21 protein-coding genes are annotated in these 25,029 nt (G+C 64.6%); 6 read left to right on the plus strand and 15 right to left on the minus strand.

Translation table 11 applies throughout. The annotated features are described in order from the left end of the window. Positions 1–37: 37 nt before the first annotated feature. Together MC381_RS04720 and MC381_RS04725 are read left to right on the plus strand one after the other, a co-directional pair. On the plus strand, positions 38–934 hold the full coding sequence (locus tag MC381_RS04720) for a LysR family transcriptional regulator ArgP (RefSeq protein WP_251976582.1): 897 nt from the start codon (positions 38–40) through the stop codon (positions 932–934). Between the two features lie 176 nt (positions 935–1,110). Beyond that, the gene (locus MC381_RS04725) at positions 1,111–1,491 is read left to right on the plus strand and encodes a hypothetical protein (RefSeq protein WP_251976583.1); all 381 of its coding nucleotides are present in this window, start codon (positions 1,111–1,113) and stop codon (positions 1,489–1,491) included. 88 nt (positions 1,492–1,579) lie between these two features. Here MC381_RS04725 and MC381_RS04730 read toward each other — a convergent pair whose 3' ends face one another. Further along, the gene (locus tag MC381_RS04730) at positions 1,580–1,885 is read right to left on the minus strand and encodes an MTH1187 family thiamine-binding protein (protein WP_251976584.1); all 306 of its coding nucleotides are present in this window, start codon (positions 1,883–1,885) and stop codon (positions 1,580–1,582) included. A gap of 359 nt (positions 1,886–2,244) precedes the next feature. On the opposite strand from MC381_RS04730, the gene cfa reads away from it, so the two are divergent. Continuing rightward, complete coding sequence (cfa, locus tag MC381_RS04735; RefSeq protein WP_251976585.1) at positions 2,245–3,396, plus strand: cyclopropane fatty acyl phospholipid synthase; 1,152 nt, start codon at positions 2,245–2,247, stop codon at positions 3,394–3,396. Positions 3,397–3,535: 139 nt separating this feature from the next. Here cfa and MC381_RS04740 read toward each other — a convergent pair whose 3' ends face one another. Genes MC381_RS04740 through MC381_RS04750 form a run of 3 tightly spaced genes read right to left on the minus strand, consistent with a single transcriptional unit; the run spans position 3,536 to position 10,809 of the window. Next, positions 3,536–8,428 carry a coiled-coil domain-containing protein gene (locus tag MC381_RS04740; protein WP_251976586.1) on the minus strand — a complete coding sequence of 1,631 codons (4,893 nt, stop codon included), beginning with the start codon at positions 8,426–8,428 and terminating at the stop codon, positions 3,536–3,538. Then, complete coding sequence (locus MC381_RS04745; RefSeq protein ID WP_251976587.1) at positions 8,425–9,387, minus strand: hypothetical protein; 963 nt, start codon at positions 9,385–9,387, stop codon at positions 8,425–8,427. Before MC381_RS04745 ends, MC381_RS04740 begins: the two co-directional genes overlap by 4 nt. 3 nt (positions 9,388–9,390) lie before the next feature. Continuing rightward, positions 9,391–10,809, minus strand: coding sequence for a hypothetical protein (locus MC381_RS04750; RefSeq protein ID WP_251976588.1), 1,419 nt, complete (start codon positions 10,807–10,809; stop codon positions 9,391–9,393). A gap of 339 nt (positions 10,810–11,148) precedes the next feature. Between MC381_RS04750 and MC381_RS04755 the strand changes: the two genes are divergently transcribed. Both MC381_RS04755 and MC381_RS04760 read left to right on the plus strand, forming a co-directional pair. Continuing rightward, complete coding sequence (locus MC381_RS04755; RefSeq protein WP_251976589.1) at positions 11,149–11,505, plus strand: 4a-hydroxytetrahydrobiopterin dehydratase; 357 nt, start codon at positions 11,149–11,151, stop codon at positions 11,503–11,505. Then, positions 11,505–12,695, plus strand: a complete 1,191-nt coding sequence (locus tag MC381_RS04760; RefSeq protein WP_251976590.1) for an amino acid aminotransferase — start codon at positions 11,505–11,507, stop codon at positions 12,693–12,695. The genes MC381_RS04755 and MC381_RS04760 overlap by 1 nt, the downstream gene beginning before the upstream one ends. A gap of 150 nt (positions 12,696–12,845) precedes the next feature. On the opposite strand, the gene MC381_RS04765 is transcribed toward MC381_RS04760, so the two are convergent. Continuing rightward, on the minus strand, positions 12,846–13,262 hold the full coding sequence (locus tag MC381_RS04765; protein WP_251976591.1) for a hypothetical protein: 417 nt from the start codon (positions 13,260–13,262) through the stop codon (positions 12,846–12,848). Positions 13,263–13,324: 62 nt separating this feature from the next. After that, positions 13,325–14,137 carry a 2,5-didehydrogluconate reductase DkgB gene (gene dkgB / locus MC381_RS04770; protein WP_251976592.1) on the minus strand — a complete coding sequence of 271 codons (813 nt, stop codon included), beginning with the start codon at positions 14,135–14,137 and terminating at the stop codon, positions 13,325–13,327. Positions 14,138–14,260: 123 nt separating this feature from the next. On the opposite strand from dkgB, the gene MC381_RS04775 reads away from it, so the two are divergent. After that, a complete protein-coding gene (locus tag MC381_RS04775) occupies positions 14,261–15,385 on the plus strand; it encodes an FAD-dependent oxidoreductase (RefSeq protein WP_251976593.1) in 1,125 nt (374 codons plus the stop codon). 103 nt (positions 15,386–15,488) lie between these two features. Here the strand turns inward: MC381_RS04775 and MC381_RS04780 are convergent, their stop codons facing one another. The 9 genes from MC381_RS04780 to MC381_RS04820 form a co-directional block, all read right to left on the minus strand. Further along, positions 15,489–16,889, minus strand: coding sequence for an aminotransferase-like domain-containing protein (locus tag MC381_RS04780; protein WP_251976594.1), 1,401 nt, complete (start codon positions 16,887–16,889; stop codon positions 15,489–15,491). Between the two features lie 124 nt (positions 16,890–17,013). Beyond that, positions 17,014–17,586: a hypothetical protein gene (locus MC381_RS04785; RefSeq protein ID WP_251976595.1), complete on the minus strand. Its 573-nt coding sequence runs from the start codon at positions 17,584–17,586 to the stop codon at positions 17,014–17,016. A 334-nt stretch (positions 17,587–17,920) separates the two neighbouring features. Beyond that, positions 17,921–18,502, minus strand: coding sequence for a YceI family protein (locus MC381_RS04790; RefSeq protein ID WP_251976596.1), 582 nt, complete (start codon positions 18,500–18,502; stop codon positions 17,921–17,923). Between the two features lie 95 nt (positions 18,503–18,597). Then, positions 18,598–19,152 (minus strand): cytochrome b, encoded by a 555-nt coding sequence (locus MC381_RS04795; protein WP_251976597.1) that lies wholly within the window; start codon positions 19,150–19,152, stop codon positions 18,598–18,600. Positions 19,153–19,449: 297 nt separating this feature from the next. After that, a complete protein-coding gene (locus tag MC381_RS04800) occupies positions 19,450–20,661 on the minus strand; it encodes an O-succinylhomoserine sulfhydrylase (RefSeq protein WP_251976598.1) in 1,212 nt (403 codons plus the stop codon). Between the two features lie 105 nt (positions 20,662–20,766). Continuing rightward, on the minus strand, positions 20,767–22,293 hold the full coding sequence (gene purF, locus MC381_RS04805) for an amidophosphoribosyltransferase (RefSeq protein WP_251976599.1): 1,527 nt from the start codon (positions 22,291–22,293) through the stop codon (positions 20,767–20,769). 30 nt (positions 22,294–22,323) lie between these two features. After that, positions 22,324–22,926, minus strand: a complete 603-nt coding sequence (locus tag MC381_RS04810; protein ID WP_251976600.1) for a CvpA family protein — start codon at positions 22,924–22,926, stop codon at positions 22,324–22,326. Beyond that, entirely contained in the window at positions 22,926–23,660 is a 735-nt protein-coding gene (locus MC381_RS04815) for an SPOR domain-containing protein (protein WP_251976601.1), read from the minus strand. The genes MC381_RS04810 and MC381_RS04815 overlap by 1 nt, the downstream gene beginning before the upstream one ends. 70 nt (positions 23,661–23,730) lie before the next feature. Continuing rightward, positions 23,731–25,026, minus strand: coding sequence for a bifunctional folylpolyglutamate synthase/dihydrofolate synthase (locus MC381_RS04820; protein ID WP_251976602.1), 1,296 nt, complete (start codon positions 25,024–25,026; stop codon positions 23,731–23,733). Positions 25,027–25,029 lie beyond the last annotated feature (3 nt).

Raw genomic sequence — 25,029 nt, forward strand, 5'->3', positions numbered from 1 at the left:
TGAAATGAATTGATGTAACGGGTCATTAGAAAACCTAATGCTTGACTACAAGCTTCTGGAAGCCCTGGCGGCGATCGTCGATCAGGGGGGATTCGAACGCGGAGCCCAGCAGCTCAACCTGACGCAGTCGGCGGTCAGCCAGCGCATCAAACTGCTGGAGGCACGGTTAGGCCAGCCGGTCGTGGTACGCACGCCGCGTCTGCTGCCGACTCCGCTGGGCCAGCGTCTGCTCAACCATGCTCAGCAGGTCCGCCTGCTCGAGCACGACCTGCTGGATCAGATTCCCGCGCTCGGCGAAGGCACGCAGCGGCTCCGGCTGGCGATCAATGCCGACAGCCTGGCCACCTGGTGGGCGCCGACCATTGGCGAGTTCTGTCATCGCCGCGGCGTGCTGCTCGACCTGGTCGTCGACGATCAGGAGGTTGCCCTGCGACGTATGCGGGACGGCGAAGTGGCCGGCTGCATCTGCGCAACCGCGCGCCCCGTGCAGGGCGCGCGGGCCCGTCCTTTGGGCACCATGCGATACCAGATCATGGCCAGCCCCGGTTTCGCCGAGCGGTATTTCCCTGAAGGGATCGACGAGGCCTCGCTGGGCCGCGCGCCGGCAATTCTCTATGGCCCCGACGACCGCCTTCAGCAACGCTATCTCGACGCCTACGGCTTCAAGGAGCCGTTCCCCCACCACCTGTGTCCGTCCTCGGAAGGCGTCCTGCACATGGCGCTCTCCGGCATAGGCTACGCGCTGATCCCGGAAAGTCAGGGACAGCAGGCACGAGAGGCGGGCGACCTCGTCGAACTCGATCCAGCAAAGCCGATGGACGTGTCGCTTTACTGGCACTACTGGCGTCACGGCGGCGAACTGCTGGATGCCCTGACCGCCCATCTGCTCGCGGCGAGCGACCACTGGCTGATGCCGCCCTCCGGCGCCGACTGAACTGTCGCGCCACGCCGACACGCGCGTCTCGGCGTGGCGACATTTACCTTTATTTCCAATGGCTTGCAGTTTTATTTCGACGATCTAGACTAACAAGTATGTCAGCACGGCCGACGGAATGGATCGGGCTGATCGTCAGATATAGTTTGTGGAACACGACACACGGAGAGAGTGACATGATGCATAAGGCAACTCGCAACCCCGTCTGGATCGCCCTGGCCGGCGCCCTTGCCCTGAGCACGCTCGCCGGCTGCGCCAGCGACAGCAGCTCGATGGAGAAAGACAGCACCGATTACGTCGTGACCGGTCTGGGCGACGATCAGGACGAAGCGCTGGAGAACGCCAAGGAGCGAGCGCTCGAACAGTGCGAAGCGGAAGATCGCGAAGAGTTCGTGATCGTCGAGCAGCAGATGCTGGGGCCAAACGACGATCCGCAGAAAGTCGCCGACGCCAACGACCAGCTTGAGGGAGCAACCGTCGACGAGGACACCGAGCTGCAGGCGGCAACCCAGGAAGGCGACGGCTACAAGGCGACCTGGACCATCCGCTGCCGTTAAGGCACGCTTGGTTCTCGCCAAGGACGCAACGCCGATATGCTGCCCGCGACTCGCTCGCGGGCAGTGTCGTTTTCGCCCCCTGACGCGTTCAATCGATCGCTCGACGACGTGACACGCTGTCGACCTTGTCTGACATTCGCTGATCGCGGTCAGTCCGCGTGCCCATCTTCAGCGTCGTAGTAATGCGGGGCGCGCCCATCTCGTGCACCTCTTCATGGCAGGCCTTCACCACTGCCATCACCTCGTCCCAAGGCCCCTCGATATTGGTCCCGTAGGCATGCATACGATGCTCGAGCCCCGAAGCCTCGATCACTTCCTGACACCGTGCCACATACGTCGATACCGACACCCCGACGCCCAGCGGCACGACACAAAGATCCACGATCACGTGCATTCGACCTGTCTCCCGATAACGGTGTGTGCCCCCAGTCAACCTCACCCCCTCGCCGCTGTCGATTTCGCCACGCAAAAATAGCAAGTCCGTCTAGACTATTGGACGCATAGCGGGCGTCTTCTTGACGGCGAACCCGTTAGCACGCAATCTAAAAGCGCAACTTCCAACAATCAGAGAACAGGGATCGTGGCGCCACGCTTCCACCGCATGGCTTCATCACTCGCGTCGCCGACGCGTGAAAAATGACCGCAAATCACGTCATCGCGGCCGAGTCCGCATATCACAGGTTGTTTTTCGCCAGCTAGGGGACGGTGTCAACGCGGTCAGGGAGCGTCAAGCGCCCTCGGCTAGGAAGAACCATGACCAGTAACGCTCCGATCGCCCCCGTCGCGCTCCCCGACACGCGCGCTCGTCAAACTATCGAGAACCTGCTCGAAGGATCCGGTGTCACGCTTAACGGCAGCCAGCCATGGGATATCCGCGTTCGTCACCCCGATCTTTTTACACGCATTCTCCGCCAGGGTTCCATCGGCTTCGGCGAAGCCTACATGGATGGCTGGTGGGAATGCGATCGCATCGACGAGATGATCCACCGCCTGCTGCGTCACGGACTTGGCGGTGCCGCCCATACCACCACAGAGCGAATCATCTACAAGCTGCAATCGAGCGTCATGAATCTGCAGAGCAAGGCTCGCGCCTACATCGTTGGCAAGGAACACTACGATTTCGGCAACGACCTGTTCACGCGCATGCTCGACGAAACCATGTGCTACTCCTGTGGCTACTGGAAAGAGGCCACGACCCTGCACGAAGCGCAGAAGGCCAAGCTCGACCTCGCCTGTCGCAAGCTCGGTCTGAAACCCGGCATGAAAGTGCTCGACATCGGCTGCGGCTGGGCCAGCTTCGCCGAACACGCCGCGCGCCACTATGGCGTGGAGGTGACCGGCATCACCATTTCGGAAGAACAGGCCAAGTTCGGTCGCGAGCGCTGCGCCGGCCTGCCGGTAGAGATCATTCTCGAGGATTACCGGGAGCTGAGTGGCGAGTTCGATCGTATCGTCTCGATCGGCATGTTCGAGCATGTCGGCCAGCGCAACTACGGTACCTACTTCGATACCGTCGAACGTCTGCTCAAGCCGGGGGGCCTGTTCGTGCTGCACACCATCGGCTCTAACTCCAACGAAGTCAGTGTCGACCCCTGGATCAACAAGTACATCTTCCCCAACGGTATCCTGCCTTCCGTGCAACAGATCGCCGAAGCCGCGGAGGACAAGCTGGTCATGGAGGACTGGCAGAACTTCGGTCCCGACTACGACACCACGCTGATGGCCTGGCAGGACAATCTGCTCGCCCGCTGGCACGAGATCGCCGACAACTACAGCGAGCGCGTCAAGCGCATGTTCCTCTACTATCTGGGGTCCTGCGCCGGCGCCTTCCGGGCTCGCGACATTCAGCTGTGGCAGGTCGTGTTTTCCCAGAACCGTGCCGGGCGCTACGACTCCCCGCGCTGACCGGGTGCCGACAGCCCGTAACGCGACGGGGCCCGCGCTTGGCGCGGGCCCCGTCTGCCATCTCGGCGAGCCGCGTCAGCTCGATGGCCACCTTCATGTCGAGGACCCCTTCATATCGAGGGTCCCTTCATGCCATGGCTCAGTTCACCGGCGCCTCGGTGACGTGAATTCCGAACAGGCTCGCCTCGCCGACGCCACGCCCGGTCTCCTCTGGGTCGATCTGACGCCCCTCGCGCACGATGACATGACCGCCCTGCCCCTGCTGGCCGCCGATCACGCTGCCGACCAGATAGGTGGGAAAGATGCTCGGATCATTCTCGTAGTTAGGGTTGTGAATCAGGCCGATCATCTGGAAGCGCCCGCGCGTGTTGCGCAGCGACTCCAGCGAATCCTGAATCAGACGACGATGCGACAACTTCGAGAAGAGCCCGTCGAGCAGAATGACGCTCTCGCGACTGGCCCTGGCACGGCGCTTGTGATGGCCCGGCAGCTCCCGTAGTTCGCGCTCGATCGCAAACTCGGAGAGCTTGACCAGCCACATCAGCGATACCGCCTCGCGCTGCCCTTCCGACATGTCCTCGTTGAGCGAGAAGAGTCGCCCGTGCGGACGAATGGCATCGTGCTTGATCCGAATACTGACGTCGCGGAACAGGCCCCGATAGATACGCCGGCGAATCTGCCGCGTCAGCTCGTCATCGCGGCTGCCCCGGGCCTGCGCTCCGTCGCCGGACTGCTCCAGGCGGCGACGCTGCACGGCCAGATGCGCGTCGATATCCGCCAGCAGTTGCTGGATCAGCTCGCGTACCGCCTCGTCGGCGATCAGCGCCGCCTTGACCTCGAAATAGGCGCCGCCGTCGCTGGCACGCTGCGCGACGCGACGGAGGATCTCGAGATTGCCCGCGGCATCGATAATGATCGAGCTGAGACGCTCGACCAGCGTGTCCTCAATCTGTTCGCGCGAAGTATGCAAACGCACCACGCGACCACGGTGCTCATCGAGCTGGCTCTGCAACTGCTGATGCAGCGCACGCAGCGAGGCCAGCGCTTCGTGGCTGACACCTTCCAGCGTGCCCAGGCGCGCGCGTTCCGACTCATTAAACAGCCGGCTATCGCTGGCGGCTTCCAGCGATAACCCGAGCGCCCGCTCGCGAGCGACGACATCGCGGGACTGACGCTCGCGGTTACGCGCACGCTCGCCCAGGTTGAGCCCGCCGAGCCCCTCCAGCAACGTCTGCTGGCAGGTTTCGAAAGCGTCGGCGTCGAACGCCTCGGGCGCTTCGGGGTCGAGCGGTGCCGCCAACCAACGGCGCCAGTGGTCGAGTGCATCGTCGAAGCGGGCCGCGTCGGCATCGCCAACTGGCCAGGCCGCCTCGGCGTCGGCCAAGGCACGACCGGCCCAGCCTTCGGGCAGTTGCCTGAGCACTTCAAGCCACGCCACCGCAAGCTGGTCGGTCACGCCTAGCGACTGCTGGTGGCGCGCCAAACGCGTCTCCACCGTGTCCTGCTCGCGACCGTTGCGCTTGCGTTTCTCGCGAGTCTCCTTGAGGGCCTGCTTCAGACGGCCGATATCGCGTTCGAGCGTTCGATTGCCGCCCTTCTCATCGCGGACCTGCAGGAAAGCGCGAATGCGCGCGAAGTCGAAGTCGGCGCGTCTGCTGGCTTGCGCCAGTGCACTTTCCAGCTCGGCCTCTCGGGCCTCCGCCTCGCGCATGAAGTCCAGGCCACCCTCGGCGACGAAAGCCGCCAGACGGCGCAGCCGCTCGCGCTCGCCGTCAGCAAATAGCCCAGCAAGCTGCCCACGGCACTCGTCGCGACGCGAGTCGAGCGCCTCTCGCTGCAATGTCAGCTCGGCCAGCTGCTCGTCGAGTTCAGCGCAGGTCTCACTCAATGTCGCCAGTTGGGTATCGATCTCGCCCAGGCGTTCGACCCCACCCGCCGCGGCAAAGCGCTCGGCGGCCAGCCACAGATCGCCATGCGTCTCGAGCGCCTGCGCGGCCTGTTCGCGCTGGGGCCCGAGGATCTCGAACCGCTCGAGGGCCGATTCGACCGCCTCGCGCGCGGCGTCAAGGGCTGCCTCGCCGCCCGCTTCCAGAAAGCGCTGATAATCATCGATCAACTTCAGCGCGGCTTCCTCGAGACGCGGTGCCAGCTCAGCCTGCGCCGCCTCGACGCTGGCCCGCTGCTCGGCAAGCGTGGCCAGGTGACGCTCCGCCTCCTGGTCTAGCGCCTCCTGAGCGCGCAGCGCCAGATGGAAGCGTTCGCCGTGCGGATCCAACCTACCGATCTCTTCAGCCAGCGCTTGCTGACGCTGACGGTCGATCTCCAGACGCTGCTGGGTCTCTTCTCGCAGCGCCGTCAGGTAGGCCGGATCGAGCGCCGCCTTGACCGCCAGTGTCTCGACGCCCTGCACCGCGCCGAGCGGCAAACCACCCTGGGAAAGCGTCCGGCGCAGGCGCGACAGTTCCAGTACAGGCACACCGCAACCGGCATCGATCAGGCACTGCGCGGCCTCCCTTGCGGCCGCTTCGCCCTCGATTACCGGCGCGAAGAGCTGGCCTGACGCCTGCGCCAGCCAGGCGCGACGCTGCTCGGCCTCACCCTCGAAGCCGGCGATCACTTCGTGCAGCGGACGAAACGCCAGCTCGCGCGTCTCCAGCAACTGCTGGGCTTCGGTCTCGGCCGCCAGCCGCGCTAGCGGATCGCCGCTCAGGCTCTCGAGATAGCCTTCGCGTGCCTCGATCGCCTCGGCCAGGGTCTCCTGCTCGCGCAACAGGCGTGGATAGCGGCTCTTGGCATCCTTGAGCCAATCCGCGGGCGCGATGTCGCTGGCCTCGCGGAACGTGGCCAGCGACGCCACCAGCGTCTCCAACTGCTGCGCCGCCTGATCGATTCGATAGCGTTCATCCTGTTTCTCGCGAGACTGCCGATAGAGCGTGTCCCGCAGATGCACCGGCGAGTCCTCGCCGTGCCACTGCCGGTAGCGTTCGGCGGAGTCCTTGAGCGGCTCCAGGCGCTCGCGCTGCGACTGGGCATCCTGCTGCGCCCGACGCGCGTCCGCCAGCGCCTGCTCGAGTTCGGCCAGCGCGCTCTTGCGCGCGCTCCAGAACCCCACCGGCGTGTCATCCGGCCACTGTTCGGCAAAGCGCTGCCAGGCCTCGCGCCCGGCCGCCAGCGGCGCGAGTTCCCCCTCGAGCCGCTGGCGCTGCTCGCGGCGCTGCTGCAAGGTGCCGCGTACTGTCTCGCGCTGACCGTTGAGATCGGCGGCCTCGGCATCCTGTTCGGCTAGCTGCGCCTCGAGCGTCTCCTGACGTTCGAGCTTCATTTCCAGCAGCATCTCCGGCGAGGTGTCCGGGTTCGCCTCGACGAAGGCGGCGTGCCACTCGGCCGGCTGCTTGAGCTCACCCATCCGTCCCAGATGCGCGGCGTGTGCACGGCGCGCATCCGCCAGCGCCGCCTGTGTCGCCTCGCGGGTCGCTTCCGGCGCTTCCAGCTCCGCCTCGCTGAAGAGCCCTTCCGCCAGTGCCTGCGTGTAGACGCTCTGATTGTCGATAAAGTCACGCTGCCGCGACTCGAGTTGTTCCCGCTCCTGCTCGAGGCGCTCGACGTCCTCGTCGAGCTGCTCGGCGTCCAGGCGCAGCGAGCGACGATATTCACGATCGGCGATCACCTCCTCGCGGAAGCGGTTGCCATCCAGCCCTTCGAATGCCTCCGCGGCCTCGTCGAGCTGTCCCAGCGCGCGATAGCGCGCGGCATCGTCGTTGAAGGCGTGGCTATCGGCCAGCCAGGCGCGGGCGGCATCAAACGCGACATGCCCGACATCGCGCGCGCTCAGCCAGGCGGCGTCGGGCAGATGCACGAGGCGCCGATGCGTATCGACCCGTGCCCCGCGCTCGGAAAGCGCCAGCCGGACGTTGCGTTCGGACTGTCGGGTCAGGCGCGCCAGAAGCCAGGTGGAGACCCGCGGCCGCTCGGTGTCGCCAATCCCCCAGGCGAATCCGGCAACGAGGTCCGCGATACCCGCCTCGAGCTCGTGCCGTTCGCCGCCCGGCAGACCGGGCAGCGGCGCCAGTGCCTGGCCGCCTAGCAACCGCTCGGCATCCTGCAAAGAGGCATCCAGGTCGGCCAGTTGGCGCCGTGACTCGAGCAGACTCTCGCCTTCCTCATTGAGTTGGGCCAGACGCTCGACCTTGTCGTCGGCGCGCTGCTGGTCGTTTTCCGCCTCGGCCAGGCGATGCCGCAGTTCGGTGATTCGCGTCCCGGAGTTGAGGATGACATCCTCGATCAACTCCTCTTCTTCGTCGGTCTCGCCCCGGGTGGCCCCGGAAAGAATCTGCGGCGCCAGTACCTCGTAGAAGAACGCCTGATCGGCCTTCTCACCCGCGCGCGGCTTGATCGCGTTGAAGATCTGGCTCTTGTCGGCGCCCCCCTCTTTCTGGAAGGCCGCCAGCTGGGCCAGCTCGCGGCGAGAGATGTGGCTCCCCACCGCCTCGAGCCACTCTTCTCGATTGGAAGCGCGAGTGACGCCGTGCGCGCGCATCGCACTCTGCACGTCGGCGTTGGCGTAGAGCGCCAGCTTGCCGTCGCGGGTAATGTGATGCACCGGCACGTCACCCAGCTTTCCGGCGTAGTGATAGAACACCAGCCCACTGCCGTCGCTGTATCCGTACAGGCCGAAGACAAAGGTCTCGCCGGCGACTTCCTCCCCGGCCACCGCCAGCATGTCATCCTGCTGGGCGTCTCCCCCTTGGGCTCGGAACTCGACGCGCAGATGGGTCCAGCTGCGGGCCTCGCCGTTGACCTTGCTCGGCGAGCACTTGCGCCGGGTGCGCGTCAGCAGCTGACGATCGCGGGAGAGCAGGCCGATCAGCGCCTCCGCCATGGTGGTCTTGCCGAAGCCGTTCTCCATGCTGATGGCGCTGGACTGACCGCGCAGATCGAGCAGCAAGTGACGCATCTTGGCTTCCCACGGCGAGGCGATATCGCCGTGCTTGTTGAGCAGGTTGGCGATCTCGATGCGATTGATGACGCTCACCGGCGTTCCTCCTCGGCGTTTGACTCAGGGGCTGAGCTATCCGGCGCAGCCGGTGCTGGTGCCGGGTCGGCGTCGAACCTGTCGGCGGCGTGAGGCTCGGTCGCCCCCCGTTCGGCCTGATCGCTTTCAAGGTCGGCCGCTGCGGCGGACTCGATCGCGCCCTCTTCGGTCGCGTCGCCTTCGGTCGCGCTGTCCAACGACACCGTCGGATCACGCTCGCCCGAGGTCAGCTCGGCCAGGTGCGAAAGATGGTGAACCCCGATCTGTTCCGCTTCCAGCGACCCCAGCAGGGTCTGCTGCCAGATCTCTTCGTCGCCGGATTCGCGCACGGCTTCGAGATGGCCTGCGCGGACGAGCAGATCGACGAACGCCTTGACGCGACGCGGAATATCTTCGCCGCGCTCGTCGAGCAGCACGCGGCTGTTCTCCGGCGCCCGCTCTCCCAGGCCACGCAGCGTCTCCAGCTGATCTCGGACCAGTTCGACCAGTTCGCGAGTGACGAAGGTCGCTTCCTGATAGCGGCTGACATCGGAGAGCGCACGGTTGAGCCGCGTGTAGAGCAGCGTATGCAGCAGAAGCCACAGCTGTAGATACCAGAGCGCGAGTTCGGCACGGCTCTCCTGGCGCAGCTTGAGCGCTTCGAAAACCGGTTCGCGGGTGTAGAGCGGCGGCTGCTCCAGCTCCGGATCCGGCAGCAGTGCGAAGAAGCGCGATCCGGGTGCAATACCCGGGTAGTCGCCCGCCTCGAACACCTTGAGCCGCAGCCCCTGACCAGCGAGAAAGTCACGCAATGCCTCGCGTTCGTTCTCCTGGGCATCGTCGATCAACGCGCAGACATCGCGCTCGGAGAGCTGCCCATCGCGAGCAGAACGCCGCTTGCGGCCGCCGCTTGGGACGCGTTCCGCCGTGCGATAGCGCAGCAGGTAGGCGACCACCTCGCCCATTTCCATCATGTTCATCGGTTAGAGATCCTGTTCTTCCACGGCCGCCGGCTCGCGCAGGCGCAGCGACGGCGTGACGGCGCCTTCGATACGGCGACCGTCGGGGAGTTCGATCGTGAAGGGCGTTTCGTCGATCCCCACGCTAAGGTTGTCATCGAGCAGCTGCGTATCGACGAAGGTGTTGAGTAACTGCGGCAGGCAGTCCAGCGTCTCGGCGTCCGCGTCGAAGCGATGCCAGCCTTCGCCCAGCGCTTCCGGCAACGACAGCGGCGCCTGGCGCAAACGCTGGCGCAACGCCGGACCGCGCGACTTGAGATAGCGCGCCAGCAGCGGGTCTGCGCCGGGCCTGTCGCGCGCCTCGTCGAAGACCAGGGCGGCGCCGCTACGCTCGGCGCGACGCGTCTCGACGAGGCCGACCATGGTCTCGCCCCTCGGCATGGTGACCCGCACGCTCAGCGGCATCATGCGGGCGACCACCGCCTCCTGCAGCTGCCGCGGCGGTGGCGTCAGCAGCATACGCTGTGCCAGCGCGGCGAAATCGATCACCCCCATCGACTGAATCCGCCCTTCGGCGATATCGGAGAGCAGTTCGGAGAGTCGGCGCGACAGGTTCTCGATGGCCGTCAGCACGCGACCGATCGCGCCGGAGAGCATGCGCAGATCCCATTCGTCTTCCTGGCGTTCGGCCCAGCGCTCGAAGCTCTCGATCATGGCCGGCGTCGCAAGCTGCGCGCGAGCGCTCAGCAGCGTGCCCTGAATCGTACTGAGCGCGTTGTGGTAGTGGCGCTCGTTGTCCAGCAATGCGGAGAGCTTGCCCTCGTGGGTCGGGTTCTCGCGGACTCGGCGCAACTCCTGGGTCAGGGCGCGAATCGCCATCAGGATCTGCTGGGTGATATCGGGTACCCGCACGTAGTCACCGCGCGAGAGCGCCGCGACCACCTTGGCCGCGTCGTATTCGGAATAGAGCAGGTCCTCGACCTGGCTGGCCAGCGTCACCGCCTGACGGCCGCTGGGGGTCAGGCGCACCTGGCCGGTCTGGCCCTGCTTCTCGATCAGTGCCGTACGCTTGGTACTGCGCACCGAGCGCTCGCCGAGCTCGCCATCGTCGGGCTCGCGCGCCTGCCACTCGCGGTAATGAATTTCGCTCGGCGTGGCCAGCAGGTTGACAACGAAACTCAAATCGTCGGCCGGCAGATTCGGATAGTCGTTGCGCAGGTGGGCCAGGCAACGGCGCTGGGTCACGAAGGCGCTGTTGGTGGCAAAATCGACTTCCAGCAGGTAGTCCAGCAGCAGACAGCCGAGGTCGAGCCAGTAGCCATCGCGCATGCCGCGACGCTGTTCCTGGGAGACCTGGACAAAGGGAGAGCCCGGCTCGTGGGCGCTGTCATGCAGATCGAGCAGCCGCGTCGTCGCGACCAGCAACTTGTTCCAGGCGGTCATGTCGACTCCAGACGGGGAACAACAAACAGAAGGGTCCTGAGCGAACCGCGGTAGCGAACCAGGGATGGTCCGCCATTGCCGAAGCGCCGCATTATGCCAAGGTTCCCGCTTCGGGTCATGGTCACCGTCGCCTCCGCCCCACCCTATGGCTGTGACCTGAGACCTACGCCGGTCATCGCCCCGTCTGGCGACGCGACAGCGCTGCTATGCTGGACGGTAAAAAACCACTACGTTGAACCCTATCAGCCCATCCTGCCGAACTGCACGAGGCCGGTTCTGCGGGTCGGAACAGAAACGGCCAGAAAGCCGCAACCAACCCCCACGCCCGGAGCTGCCCGCATGTCGACCCTCTCGCGTCTTGCCTGCACCGTCTGTGATGGCGACACGCCACCGCTCACGTCGGCCGAGGCCGCCCACCTGTCACCCGAGGTTCCCGAGTGGCGGATCCTCGAGCGCGATGGCATCATGCAACTCGAGCGAACCTTCAGGTTTCGTGACTTCGCGCAGGCCCTGGCATTCACCAACCGCGTGGGCGATATCGCCGAAGCGCAAGGTCATCATCCGGCACTCACCACCGAATGGGGCAAGACCACTGTCATCTGGTGGACGCACACACTCCGAGGCCTGCATCGGAACGATTTCATCATGGCCGCCAGAACCGACGAGCTAGCGCACTCCCATGCTGGAGACAACTAATGTTTGAAAAGATCGAGCGCGTCCCCGGGGATGCCATCCTTGGGCTGATCGAAGCTTATAATCAGGATTCCAACCCGCAAAAGGTCGACCTCGGGGTCGGCGTCTATCGGGATCCGGCCGGTAACACCCCGATCATGCGCGCCGTGAAACAGGCCGAAGCGCACCTGCTGGAGAGTGAGACGACCAAGAGCTATATCGGCTCTCACGGTGATCCGCGCTATGGCAAGGCCATTCTGCCGCTGGTGCTGGGCGCTGAATCGCCGGTTCTGGCCGCCAATCGGGCCAGCCTGACCCAGTCCCCCGGCGGCACCGGGGCGCTGCGACTGGCGGCGGATTTCATCAAGACGAACCTCCCCGGCAGATCGATCTGGCTTTCCGATCCGACCTGGCCCAACCACCTCGGCATCTTCGAGGCGGCGGGCATCCCGATGCACAAGTATCCCTACGTCAGCGCCGACAATCGCCTCGATTTCGACGGCATGCTCGCCACCCTGAAGACGATTCCGCAGGGCGACGTGGTGCTGTTGCATGCCTGCTGCCATAACCCGTCGGGCTTCGATCTCGATCAGGAGCAGTGGCGCCAGGTGCTGGAAGTAGTCAAGTCCCGCGGCCTGCTGCCGCTGGTCGACTTCGCCTATCAGGGATTCGGCGACGGCCTGGAACCTGACGCCTTCGGCGTGCGCCTGATGGCGGAGAACCTCGATGAAGTGCTGATCACCAGCTCCTGCTCGAAGAACTTCGGTCTCTATCGCGAGCGCACCGGCAGCCTGATCGTCATCGCCAAAAACACGGAGCAGATGGAGAACGTGCGCTCGCAGATGGCGATCGTCGCCCGCGAGAACTACTCCAACCCGCCCTCCCACGGCGCGGCCGTCGTCACCGAGATTCTCGAATCGGCCGAACTGGCCAGCGTATGGCGCGAAGAGTTGACCGAAATGTGTGGCCGAATCAATGGCCTGCGCACCGACCTGGTCGAAGCGCTCAAGCCCTATGGCCTGGATCAGCGCTTTGCTCATGTCGCCCAGCAGCGCGGCATGTTCTCCTACACCGGCCTGACCGCCGAACAGGTCAAGCGCCTGCGCGACGAGTTTAGCATCTACATGGTGGGCTCCGGGCGCGCCAACGTCGCGGGCTTTACCAGCGAAAACCTGCCCTACGTCGCCAAGGCAATCGCTGCGGTCGTCAAATGATCCGATAACCGCGGATCACTGCAGGGGATCGGAGACGCGCCGTTTGACGTCACCCTGTAAAGCAGTCGCCCGGCCAATTTGGCCGGGCGACTGCGTTAGGCGAACCTGTCTCGGAAAGGCATCGGCCGCTGAACGACGGCGCCTGCAGCATCAGTCGGAGAGCGTATCCGCGCCCATGGCCTCATGGAAACGCGTTCGCGTGACACCCCCTGCCGCCTCGTCGTTCAGCTGCTGAAACATCGACTGCTGTTCGGCGCTCACCGCCTCGTCTTCGTCGATGACACCGTCGCCGTTGACATCGAGCTGGTCGAAGCTCAGAGCATTGGGCCGTTGATCGACCGGCGTCTGAGCCCCTCCGTCGGTGAAACCGGCGTTGTCACTGCCGACCCCGCCGGATGTCTCGATCGATTCGTTGTCGACCTGCGAGGCATTGGCCGGGGCCTGCGTCTCGTTCTCCGCACTTAGCCCCTCCACCGTGGTGTCGGACTCGCCCTGCGCCAGTGCCAGGGACGTGACCAACACCCCCGCCAATACCGAACCAGTTCCCAGAATACGCTTCATCATCATGGCGTTACCTCAAAACCTGTACGCCTCTCCGACAACGGACCCCGGAAAACATTCCCTACCGCTCACTCGTCCCAGCGTGGGGCGAAGGACGGGTTGGCCTGACGATCGCCACGGTCGAGCCGATCGATCTCGGCCATCTCCGCCTCGCTCAAATGGATATCGAGCGCCTCGAGATTGGATTTCTGGTTGGCCGGCTTGGTCGACGATGGAATCACGACAATGTCGCGCGCGGCGATCCAGGCCAAGGCGATCTGGGCAGGTGTCGCACCGTGAGTCTCGGCGATGCGCTTGAGTACCGGCTCTTCTAGCACCTTGCCGACCGCCAGCGGCATGTAGGCCGTCACGTCCAATCCCTTGGCCTGACAGTGTTCGACCAGCTTGCGATTGGCGAGAAACGGATGCACCTCGATCTGGTTGGTAACGATGTTCTCGCCACCGGGCAGCGTCAGCGCCTCGTCGATCTGCGCGATGGTGAAGTTGGAGACGCCGATATGTCGCGTCAGGCCGCGCGCGCGTACCGCATCCAACGCCCCGATATAGTCGGCCATGGCTACCTCACCGCCGGGCGAGGGCCAGTGGATCAACACCAAATCCAGCTGCTCCAGGCCAAAGTTGTCGAGGCTCTCCTCCACGGCGGCAGTCAACGCCTTGGGCTCAAGCTCGTTCCACCAGATCTTGGTGGTGACAAATAGCTCGTCGCGGGCAATGCCGCTCTGGCGAATCGCCTTGCCCACGGCGCGCTCGTTCTCGTACATGCGTGCACTGTCCAGATGCCGATACCCCAGCTCGAGCGCCGATGTCACGGAATCGATGACGGCTTGTTCCTTCAGACGGTAGGTGCCCAGACCGGGTTGCGGCAGAATATGGCGCGCCATGAATGCCCTCCTGTTGCGCATGAAAGTCGATAGTCGTGTTCGCCACGATCGGCGGCGACCGCATTCGCGGTATTACCCCGTTCCCATGCTAGACTGAACCTCGGTTTTCTGCCCGGATCGCGCATGCCACAAGGCCAGCCTCCTGTCGCCGACACCCCTCATCTGGTCCTCGTCGGCAACGGCGACACCCACCTTCATGTAGCCGCCAATGCCGAACGCTTCACGCGCTGTGGCCTGAACGTCACGCTGCTCACACGCAGGGATTTCGTCTACGCCGATTGGCTCGGTGGCATGCTGGGCGGTGAGTGGCAGCGGGATGAGATCTGCCTGCCCGCGGCGCGCATTGCGGCGCATGGAGGCGATCATTTCGTGGCGATGCCGACCGCCGTCGATCGCCGGATGCGACAACTGACACTCGACGACGGCCGCACGCTCACCTATGACTGGCTCTCGATCGATCTGCCTCCCGAGCTGGACGAGGGCAGCTTGCCCGGATGCGTCAGTGCCGGCGACCTCTTCGGCCCCGGCGTCGACGACCTCTGGCGTCTGCGTCAGCAGCTGGAGACGCGGCTAGCCGACGCTTCAGCCACGCTGCCGCGTCTTGCCGTCGTGGGCGGAGGACCGGTCGGCGTCGAACTGGCCGCCAACCTGCTGGCTCTGGGCGAGCGCTACGGACGACCATTGACGGTCTCGCTGATCGGCAATGATCGGCAGCCGCTACCGGGTGCCGGACGGCGCGCCAATCGCTGGCTGATGCAGCGCCTCGACCGGCGCGGCCTGCAGCTCGAACTCGTGGCCCGCGCTAGCCGCTATGCCTCGGGGCAACTGATCCTCGACGACGGCAGCCTGGTCGAGGCGGATTGGCTGTTGATCACCGACCGATCACGCCCGTCAATGGCAGAACGATGCCTCGCCCTCGAGACTGACGAGCACGGCGAGATCGCGGTGGATGCCCGGCTGCGCAGTCACGAGGACCCGAGGCTGATACTTCCCGGCCAAGCTGCGGCGAAACAGGCGTTATCGCCACGAGCGCGAGCGGCGATACTGATCGACTCGATCCTGCAGTCGCGCGAGAGGCGCGGCGAGCCGTCCTCTCCGCCACGCTCGCACCCACACTGGCGAGCTCTCAACCTTGGGGACCTGCGGGATATTGCCTGGCGCGGCTCGTGGTGGTGTCGCGGCCGCTGGGTGCGTCGGCTCAAGCACCGACGCGACCGTCGCGAGGTTGCACACTATCTGCAGTACTGATCATGCGGTGCGCCGCGCCGGGGAAGCGCTTCACAGCCGGTGGAGCATCGGCGTCACGTCGCCACCCGCTCGGATGGCGGTACACACATAGCCTAATGACCTGTTAGATAATACCGACCTGTTGCTCGGGCAGACTCTCCAAGGTGCGTGAGATATCGCCCAACGCCCTTCTCAACGCCTGACGATCGATATCCCCTCCGAGACAGACACGTACGGCCTCCGGCGGCACTTCGGAGACGGCAAAGGCATCGCTAGGCACGACGCTGATGCCGAGGGTGCCCAGTCGATGGGAAAATGCGGCTCGCGTCCAGTGGGGTGTGAGAGTGATCCATAGATGAAAGGCCTCGGGTTGCGAGCAGTAGCTGGCCGCGGGCAGCAATTCCGCGACGATCTTCTGCCGCGCGATAGCCTCGCGCCTTATCGCGTCGAGCAGACTGCTGGCGGCGCCTGTGCGGATCCACTCTGTCGCCAGCGCCGCGTTCAGCGGCGAAGCCATGACGGTGGTCGCGCGCATGGCGTCGGCAAGTCGCCGCGCCTCGATGGCCCCTGGCGCCACAACATAGGCTAGCCTCAGCCCTGCCCCCATGCATTTCGCCAACCCCGCGATATAGAACGTCAGTTCCGGGGCATGGGTGGCCAGCGGTGCCATAGTCTGTTTCGGCAACATACCGTAGGCGTCATCCTCGATGATCGGCACCTGGTAGTGCCGCGCCACCTCGGCCAATGCCACCCGCCGCCGCGCCGACACCGTGATTGTCGTCGGATTATGCAAGGTCGGGTTGCAGTAGAGCGCCTTGGGGGCGTGCTGGGCGCAGGCAGCGGCAAAGGCGCCGGCATCGATTCCCTCGTCATCCATCGGCAGCCCAACCAGACTCACGCCAAACTGTGCGGCCAGCGCACGCAACCCCGGATAGGTGAGCGAGGCGCAGCAAATCGTCGCGCCCGGCGCCGTCGCCTTGAGCAACGTGAAGATCGAAAGCAACGCACTTTGGGCACCGGGGCAGACCAGCAGCTGATCCGCCTCGATGTCCTTCCATCGTTGCGACAGCCAACGGACACCCGCTTCCCTATCGGCCTGGGTGCCACCGAAATCCTGATAGCGCAGCAGATGATTGAGGTTTGGCTTGAGCGCGTCGAACCCGGCCTGCATCAGGGTGTCGAGCTCACCCTCGATCGGCTCGGGAGGCAGGTTCATGGTCATATCGACCACACGTTTCTCTTCCTGGGCGTGCAAGATCCGGGGCCGCATCAATTGTCTGACGAAACTGCCACGTCCGACGCGAGCCTCGATCAGGCCCCGTTTGCGAGCCTCGTTGTAGGCTCGGGTCACCGTGGTGAAATTGATCCCCAGTCGCTCAGCTAATTGCCGCTGCGTCGGCAGCTGCTGATCGCTCTTCAGCCGACCTGTCGCGATATCCTCGGCAATGGCATCGGCAATCGAGCGATAGAGAGGCTGCGCCGATTCTCCCAGGCGAGGGACCCAAGGCCTACTCTCTTCAGTCATGCGCCCTTGCTTCCATACAATACGTCGTACAAGGCCATCGTCACGCAAGGCCGTTGGAGGCAGCGGCGCGCCCGGTTCGAGCGCCGTACGCCACGTTCCGCTGCCTGGTCGAATCGCGCGGGGCTCAAACCCTACGGCGGTTCAGCTGACCGATCTGATAGATATCGTGCAGAAAGAGATCCAGCTTCGACAAGACGTGAGTGGCGAACACCACTACCGCCAGAATGGCCAAAATGACCGTTTCGTCGTTCATCCAGGCAAAAGCCTCACCGGGAACTCGATAAGTCATCGTATAGAGGCTTAGGCCGCCCAGGAACATGGCTAGCAGGCAGTTGCACAACACCACGATCAGCAACGGCTGACGATAATCCCGCGACACAGGCTTGCCGGTCCAGAACGGCAGGTAGCGGATACGCACCTCGTTCGCCCCAGCCAACAGAATTGTGCGCCGTCTCCTGACGAGCGGTTCCGGGTTGGCGGAGAGCGCCGGATCGTTCATGGCCGCGGATGCCAACTGCTCGCCCAGCAGCTGCCTCAGGTGGTTCTCGTGGGCCGACGCGGACTCGCCGGAGGCACTTGACGACTCGGCACGTTTTTCGGCATCGCCGAAGTTCTGCGAGTAGTAGATGTCATAGACCTGATAGACGGCGAAGGCCACGCCGGCAAAAATCAACGCAAGGACGACCACGGTTTGCATGAGGGCTCCTGAACTCATCGCCAAGTTACCTGGACAGCGCCGGTATCAGCGACCGGGCTCAGGCGATCTTACTTGGCGATAAACATGCATGCAATTAGACACAATCCATACAATGACTACCCGGCACAACCATAGCCGTAGCCAAGGCATCCTGTGCGCGACACCTCGCTCGCCTTCCCCTCGGCTACGAGGCAAGGAGCGTGGCGCCGAGACACGGCCTCGCGACAAGATGTGGATGATGTGGATAACGCCCACGACCAGCCCGACAACCGGCCTCGAAACGCACGATCCCGGCCGAAGCCGGGATCGTGAAATACGGCACCAGCGGCAGGTGCTACTGGCGAATGCCCTCAAGCACGATATACAGCTCGACGCTGTGCATCGGCTCGGCGAACTGACTCATGTCGATATCGAAATCGGCCAGATCGAGCGAGGTAGTCGCTTCGAACCCTTGGCGATAGCCACCCCACGGGTCCTCGCCGCCACCGATATGATCGACATCAAAGGCCACCGAGCGGGTCACACCGTGAATCGTCAAATCGCCGGTCATCTCGGCTTCATCGCCCGACTCGTCCACGTCGAACGCGGTTGCGTGAAAAGTCGCCTGAGGAAATTCGCTGGCGTTGAGAAAGTCGCTGCTCAGGATGTGCTTGTTACGCTCGGCATGGTTGGTCTCGAGGCTGTCAACATCGACGGTGACGTCGACCTGACTGTCGGCAGGCGACTCGGGATCATACTGAAAGCTGCCATCGAACGACTTGAAGTCCCCCAGGATGTAAGAGTAGCCAAGGTGGCTGATCTTGAACTGGACAAAGGCGTGCTGACCTTCGGTATCGATCTGGTAATCGGCGGCCTGGGCCAGCGGTACCGTAGAGGCGGCGGCGATCAGGGTCGCCAGCGCGGTCTTCTTCAACATCTCGATCTCCTTCCTGGTGAATGGCGCAATGGATTGCGCGAGTCGGCGACGGGCATCGCCTGTCGGGGTATTGAACCAGCCCGGTTGTTCTGCTGTCAGCGCCGGCCTGCCGGGCGCGAGCGGAGCATGCGCATCAGCGTATCCTGACGGTCGATCCAGTGATGCTTGCAGGCCGCAAGCCCATGGCCCACGGCGAGGATGACTAACGCCCAGGCGGCGTAGCGGTGCACCTCGCCGGCCAGGACGGCCTGGTGCGGCAGCCCCTCGATCAGCGCCGGCGCGGTGAAGAAGTCGAAGACCGCGATCCCCTCTCCTTCTGCCGTGGATATCAGATAACCGGAGAGCAGCGTCACGAACAGCAGCGCATAGATCAGGCCGTGGCCGACATGGGCCGCAGATCGCTCAAGTGCGCTACCGTGAGCGGCCGGGGTCGGCTGCAACAGACGCCAGACCACACGCAGCACGCTGATCAGCAGCACCAGTACGCCAACCGATTTATGCCACCACGGCGCCAGGTGATACCAGGTGTCGTAGTAGCCCAGACCGGTCATCCACCAACCCAGCCCAAACAGACCGAAGATGGCCAGGGCACTCAGCCAGTGAATGACGATGCTGACCCAGCCCCAGCCGTTGCGGGAATTGCCCCACATCGCGTCGTCCTCGCAAGCGTTCTGGATGAGCATACGAGGGATCGCGCAGGGGCAACAGATAGCAATCAGTGAAAGGCGTGATGACGGGAGAGAAACGCCCGGACAAACCGGCCATGACATCGCCCCGCCCTATTCAAAGGCGGAGCCATTTCTAAACCACAGTCCGTTCTAAACCACGGCCTTTTCTCAACCACGGCCCTCCATCCCGAAAAGGCCCACTTCCAACAAAAAAGGGCCCGCCGTGGCGAGCCCTTTTCCCGGGAAGCGACGACGGCCGGCAGCCGTCGCGTCGAGACATCACGAGTGCCGATCGAGCCCGCGCGCCAGATCCGCCTTGAGATCGTCGAGCGTTTCCAACCCGACGGCGAGCCGGATCAAACCGTCACGAATGCCGGCGGACGCCCGCTGTTCGTCGCTCAGACGGCCGTGCGTCGTGGTGCCCGGGTGCGTGATGGTGGTCTTGACGTCACCCAGATTGCCGGTGATCGACATCACGCGGGTGCTGTCGATCACCTGCCAGGCCGCCGCCTGCCCGCCTTTCACCTCGACCCCCATGACCGCACCGAAGCCCCGCTGCTGCTGACAGGCGAGCGCATGCTGCGGATGGCTCTCGAGCCCGCTGTAATAGACCCGCTCGACGGCCGGTTGCGTCTCGAGCCACTGTGCCAGTGCCAGTGCGTTGCGGCTGTGGGCCTCCATGCGCAGGCTGAGTGTTTCCAGGCCCTTCAGGAAGATCCAGGCGTTGAACGGGCTCATCGACGGGCCGCAGGTGCGCACGACGCCGAACAGCTGCTCGAGCTCGGCATGGCGACCAACCACCGCCCCCCCGATCGCGCGCCCCTGGCCGTCGATATACTTGGTTGCGGAGTGAATCACCAGATCGGCACCGAGATCGAGCGGTCGCTGCAGCGCCGGCGTCAGGAAGCAGTTGTCGATCGCCAACAGCGCGCCGTGACGGTGCGCCAGATCCGCCAGTGCAGCGATATCGACCAGTTCGTTGAGCGGATTGGAAGGCGTCTCCGCGAACAGCAGCTTGGTCTTCGGCGTGATCGCCGCTTCCCAGCCCGCGAGATCGTTGAGTTCGACATAGCGCGGCTTGATGCCGAACTTGGCGAGATACTTGTCGAACAGCGCGATGGTGGAACCGAAGACCGAACGCGAGACGATCACCTCGTCGCCCGCCTCGAGCAGCGCCAACGCCGTGGAGAGAATGGCCGCCATGCCGGAGCTGGTCGCGACGCAGCGTTCCCCGCCCTCCAGCGCCGCCAGGCGCTGCTCGAAGTTGCGCACCGTCGGATTGGTAAAGCGCGAGTAGACGTTGCCGGGTTCCTCACCCTTGAACTTGCGCGCGGCCTCCGCCGCACTGCCGTAGACGAAGCTGGAAGTCGGGAAGATCGGCTCGCCGTGCTCCTGCTCGTGGGTGCGCTCGTGGCCGGCCCGAATCGCCAGCGTCTCGAGGCCGAGCGTGCCGGGGTCGAAATCGGACGAGGATGCGTCGTCGGAAATCATGTTTACTCCTGAAACGGCCCGCAAGCAGCTTGCCGGGCCGGGATGACGGATTATCGGCGTCAGCGGGCGCCTCGCCGTCGCGGCGCCTGTCGAGCAGACTCGCGGTCAGTCGTCTTCGCTGTCGTTGTGCAGGTCGACGACGGCGTTGAGACTCTCCTGCTGCTTGGCGGCGTCGTTGCGGGCCGCTTCCAGTGCCGCGAAATAGGCCTCGTCGACGTCGCCGGTCACATAGTTGCCATCGAACACCGAGCAGTCGAAATCTTTCAGCGCCGGATTCACCTCACGACAGGCCGTCTTGAGGTCTTCGAGATCCTGATAGATCAACCGATCGGCACCGATCAGTTCACCCACTTCGGCATCGCTACGGCCATGGGCAATCAGCTCGGTTGCCACCGGCATATCGATACCGTAGACGTTGGGGTAGCGAACCGCCGGCGCGGCGGAGGCGAAGTAGACCTTGTTGGCACCGGCATCCCGGGCCATCTGGATGATCTGCTTGCAGGTCGTGCCGCGCACGATGGAGTCGTCAACCAGCATCACGTTCTTGCCAGCGAATTCGCTGGCGATCGCGTTGAGCTTCTGACGCACCGACTTCTTGCGCTGCGTCTGCCCCGGCATGATGAAGGTGCGGCCGATATAGCGGTTCTTCATGAAGCCTTCGCGGAAGGTCACGCCGATGTGCTGGGCCAGCTCGAGCGCCGTGGTACGCGAGGTATCCGGGATCGGGATGACCACGTCGATGTCGTGATCCGGCCACTCGCGCTGGATGCGATCGCCCAGCTTGCGCCCCATCTGCATGCGTGTGCCATAGACATAGGCACCGTCGAGCATGGAGTCGGGCCGCGCCAGATAGACATGCTCGAAGATGCACGGCGTCAGCAGCGGAGAGTCGGCGCACTGCTGGGTATGCACGTTCTTCTGCATGTCGACGAAGATCGCCTCACCCGGTGCGAGATCGCGCACCAGCTCGAAGCCGCCGACATCCAGCGCCACCGACTCGGAGGCGATCATCACCTCTTCGCTCGCCTCACCCTGCTCGTCGACGCCGGCACGAGTGCCGTAGACCACCGGCCGGATGCCGTGCGGATCGCGGAAGGCGACCAGGCCGAAGCCGTTGATGATGGCTACCGCCGCATAGCCGCCGCGGCAGCGGCGATGCACGCGTCGGACCGCGTCGAAGATATCTTCCGGTGAAAGATAGAGCCCCTGCTTGCCCAGCTCGTGCGCGAAGACGTTGAGCAGGACCTCCGAGTCCGAACTGGTGTTGATGTGACGCAGGTCGGAGGAGAACAGCTCCTGCTTGAGCTGGTCGGAGTTGGTCAGGTTGCCGTTGTGCGCCAGGGTAATGCCGTAGGGCGAGTTGACGTAGAACGGCTGGGATTCGGCCTCGCTCGCCGACCCGGCAGTCGGGTAACGCACGTGGCCGATACCCAGATTGCCCTGAAGACGCTTCATGTGGCGCGTGTGGAATACGTCGCGCACCAGACCGTTGTTCTTGCGCAGCAGAAAACGACCGTCATCCCAGGTCATCATGCCGGCGGCGTCCTGTCCGCGGTGCTGCAAAACCGTCAGTGCATCATAGATAGACTGATTGACCGCTTCATTGGCCATGAGGCCCACGATACCGCACATGCCGCCTTACCTCGCTTGATTGCACCCGGGTCAGGGTGCCGGTTGTTCGGCCGGGGTGGGTGCCACGCCCTGACCGCTCTGCTTGGATAGTGAATTGTCCCTGCCCGGCAACGTCAGGGGAAGCTGACGCATGGCGTCCTCCGCTGCCGAGGCGTCAACGTCCCAGCTCTGAAGCTGGACCACGGCCCAGTCGCGAAGCGACTCGAACGAGGGCCTGAGCTGTGCCTGCTGCCAGGCGTTGAGCTGCGAAAGCGGCGTCAGTCCGATCACGACCGTGGCGATGACGAGGATCGCCGCGCCGCGCATGACGCCGAAGACAGCGCCTGCCACGCGGTTGAAGAAGCCCATGCCGACCCACTCGATCGCCGCGTTGAGCAGGCGAATGAGGAAACCGCAGATCATCACCACGACGAAGATGATCAGAACGAACGCCAATACGAGCCGCGCGTCCGGATGCGAAATATAGTCTGTCAGCGCATCGGCGATCGGCGCGGCGAAGACACGCGCCGCCAGCAGTGCGACGATCCACGCGCCCAACCCCAGAGCCTCTCTCACCAGACCGCGCATGAAACCCGCCAGCATGGAAATCGTCAATGCCAGCAGGAAAACGTAGTCGAGCCAGGTCAGCGTCATCAGTTCCCCGGGTTCCGGATCAGCAGGCCCTGAATGTTGACCGCCTGCTTGAGCTCCGAACGCGCCTGCTCACCGGCATCGGAGGAATCGAACGGCCCGACATAGACAGTCGTCAGGTTGTTGTCACGGGGCTGCGAATAGGCCGAAAAGCCCTCGTCCTTCAATTGCTGCGTCAGCCGGCTGGCGTTATCGGCCTGGCCGAAACTGCCCACCTGCACGACCCAGCCGCCGCCGCTGCTCGCCGGCGTGCGCTGCGGCGCGGCTGTCGAGGAGGAGGCGTCGGTCTCCGCATTGCGTTCGGCACTCGACTGCGCCAGCTCGGCGATCGGATCGGCACGCGGCTCATCCCGCGCCGTTGCAGGCGCGCTCTGACTGCCGGTGTCGCCATCGTTGTCGCTTGCAGCCTCATCGGCACCACCTTGTTCACCATCCTCAGGCGCTGCGTTACCGGCAAAGGTATCCTCGCTGCCGCCGCCAAGCTGCGCGCGGGTGTCCGGCTCCGGCACGGCTTCCTGGGCGCGATTCTCGCCGGAAGCCACGGATGCCGGAGGCTGCGGCGACTCGATGATGCGCTGCCGTGTCTCACCGCCCTCGATCGGCTGTTCGATCACCATGACAGGTTCCGGTTCCTGCTCGCGCGGCGCCGGGTCGTCGAAGAGCATCGGCAGGAAAATGGCCCCTAGCGCCACCAGAATGACCGCGCCGCTGATACGTTCACGCCATCCATATTTCATCGGACCGGTACCTCCTTGGACAAGCTTCGACGGCACGCCACGTCGTGGGCCACCGCCGGGTTACGCAGAATCATGTCGTCTCGAGCGCCGCCAGCGCCTCGGCGACGGTCAGAAAAGAACCACAGACCAGTATCTCGTCGTCCGCGCTCGCCTGCGCTGTCAACCAGGCCACGCCAGCGGTCGGGGTTGCCGCCGGCGGCAAGGTTGCATAACCCTCGTCCGCCAGCAGTGCGGCCAATGACGCCCCATCGCGACCCCGCGCACCTTCCAAGCCCACCGGCAGCCAGGCATCGATGACCGGCGCCAGCGCTGCGGCCACGGCCGCTGCATCCTTGTCGGCCAGCATGCCAAGCAAGGCGATGCGGCGCGCGGGCCGTTCACGCCGGGCCAGCCGCGATGCCACATAGGCCGCTGCATGCGGGTTATGCGCTACATCGAGACACCAGTTGCCCAGCCACTGCAGGCGCCCCGGCAGCGCGACCGAGGCCAGCGCCGTCCGGACCGAACCGGCCTCTGGCGTCACATCACAGAGTGCGAGCACCTGCAGTGCGACGGCGGCATTGTCGAGCGGCAGACCGGGGTCGGGCAGGCCCACCAGGACCCGCTGGCGGCCGGTGCCATCAACACCCGCCCAGGTCCAGCGGCCTTCATCACCGTCGTCCGGTTCGGCATCCAGGGCGGCGTCCGTATGGTCGAAATCACGCCCAAGCCAATGCGCCCGCACGCCCAGCGCATCGATACGCGTCGAGACGCTCTGCGGCAGCGAACGACTGCCCAGCACGGCGGGACGACCGGCACGCAGAATGCCCGCCTTCTCGAAGCCGATCCCCTCGAGATCGTCACCCAGAAAGTCGGCGTGATCGCGAGCGATCGTGGTCACCACGGCAATATCGCTGTCGATCACGTTGACGGCATCCAGGCGACCGCCGAGACCCACCTCAAGAATGGCGAGTTCGGGGTGCACGTCGGCAATCGCCACCAGCGCGGCCAGCGTACCGGCCTCGAAATAGGTCAGACTGATCGGGTCGCCGTCGAGGCGCGCCTGCTCGACGCGTTCGAAGGCGGCAACCAGCGTATCGTCATCGGTTGGCGTGCCGTCGAAACAGAGGCGCTCGTTATAGCGCAGCAGATGCGGAGAGGTATAGCTGGCGGTGCTCAGACCATGCGCTCGCGCAAGGCGCTCGAGCATGGCCACGGTCGACCCCTTGCCATTGGTGCCCGCCACGGTGACGACACGCGTCGCCAGCGGCGCGGCGGTCAACTGCAGCCGTTCGGCGACCGCCGCCACGCGCTCGAGACCGAGATCGATGGCGACGGGGTGCTGGCTTTCCAGACGGACGAGCCAGTCGTCGAGAGTGGCACTCATGAG

The organism is Salinicola avicenniae (assembly GCF_023736115.1).
Classification (GTDB): domain Bacteria; phylum Pseudomonadota; class Gammaproteobacteria; order Pseudomonadales; family Halomonadaceae; genus Salinicola; species Salinicola avicenniae.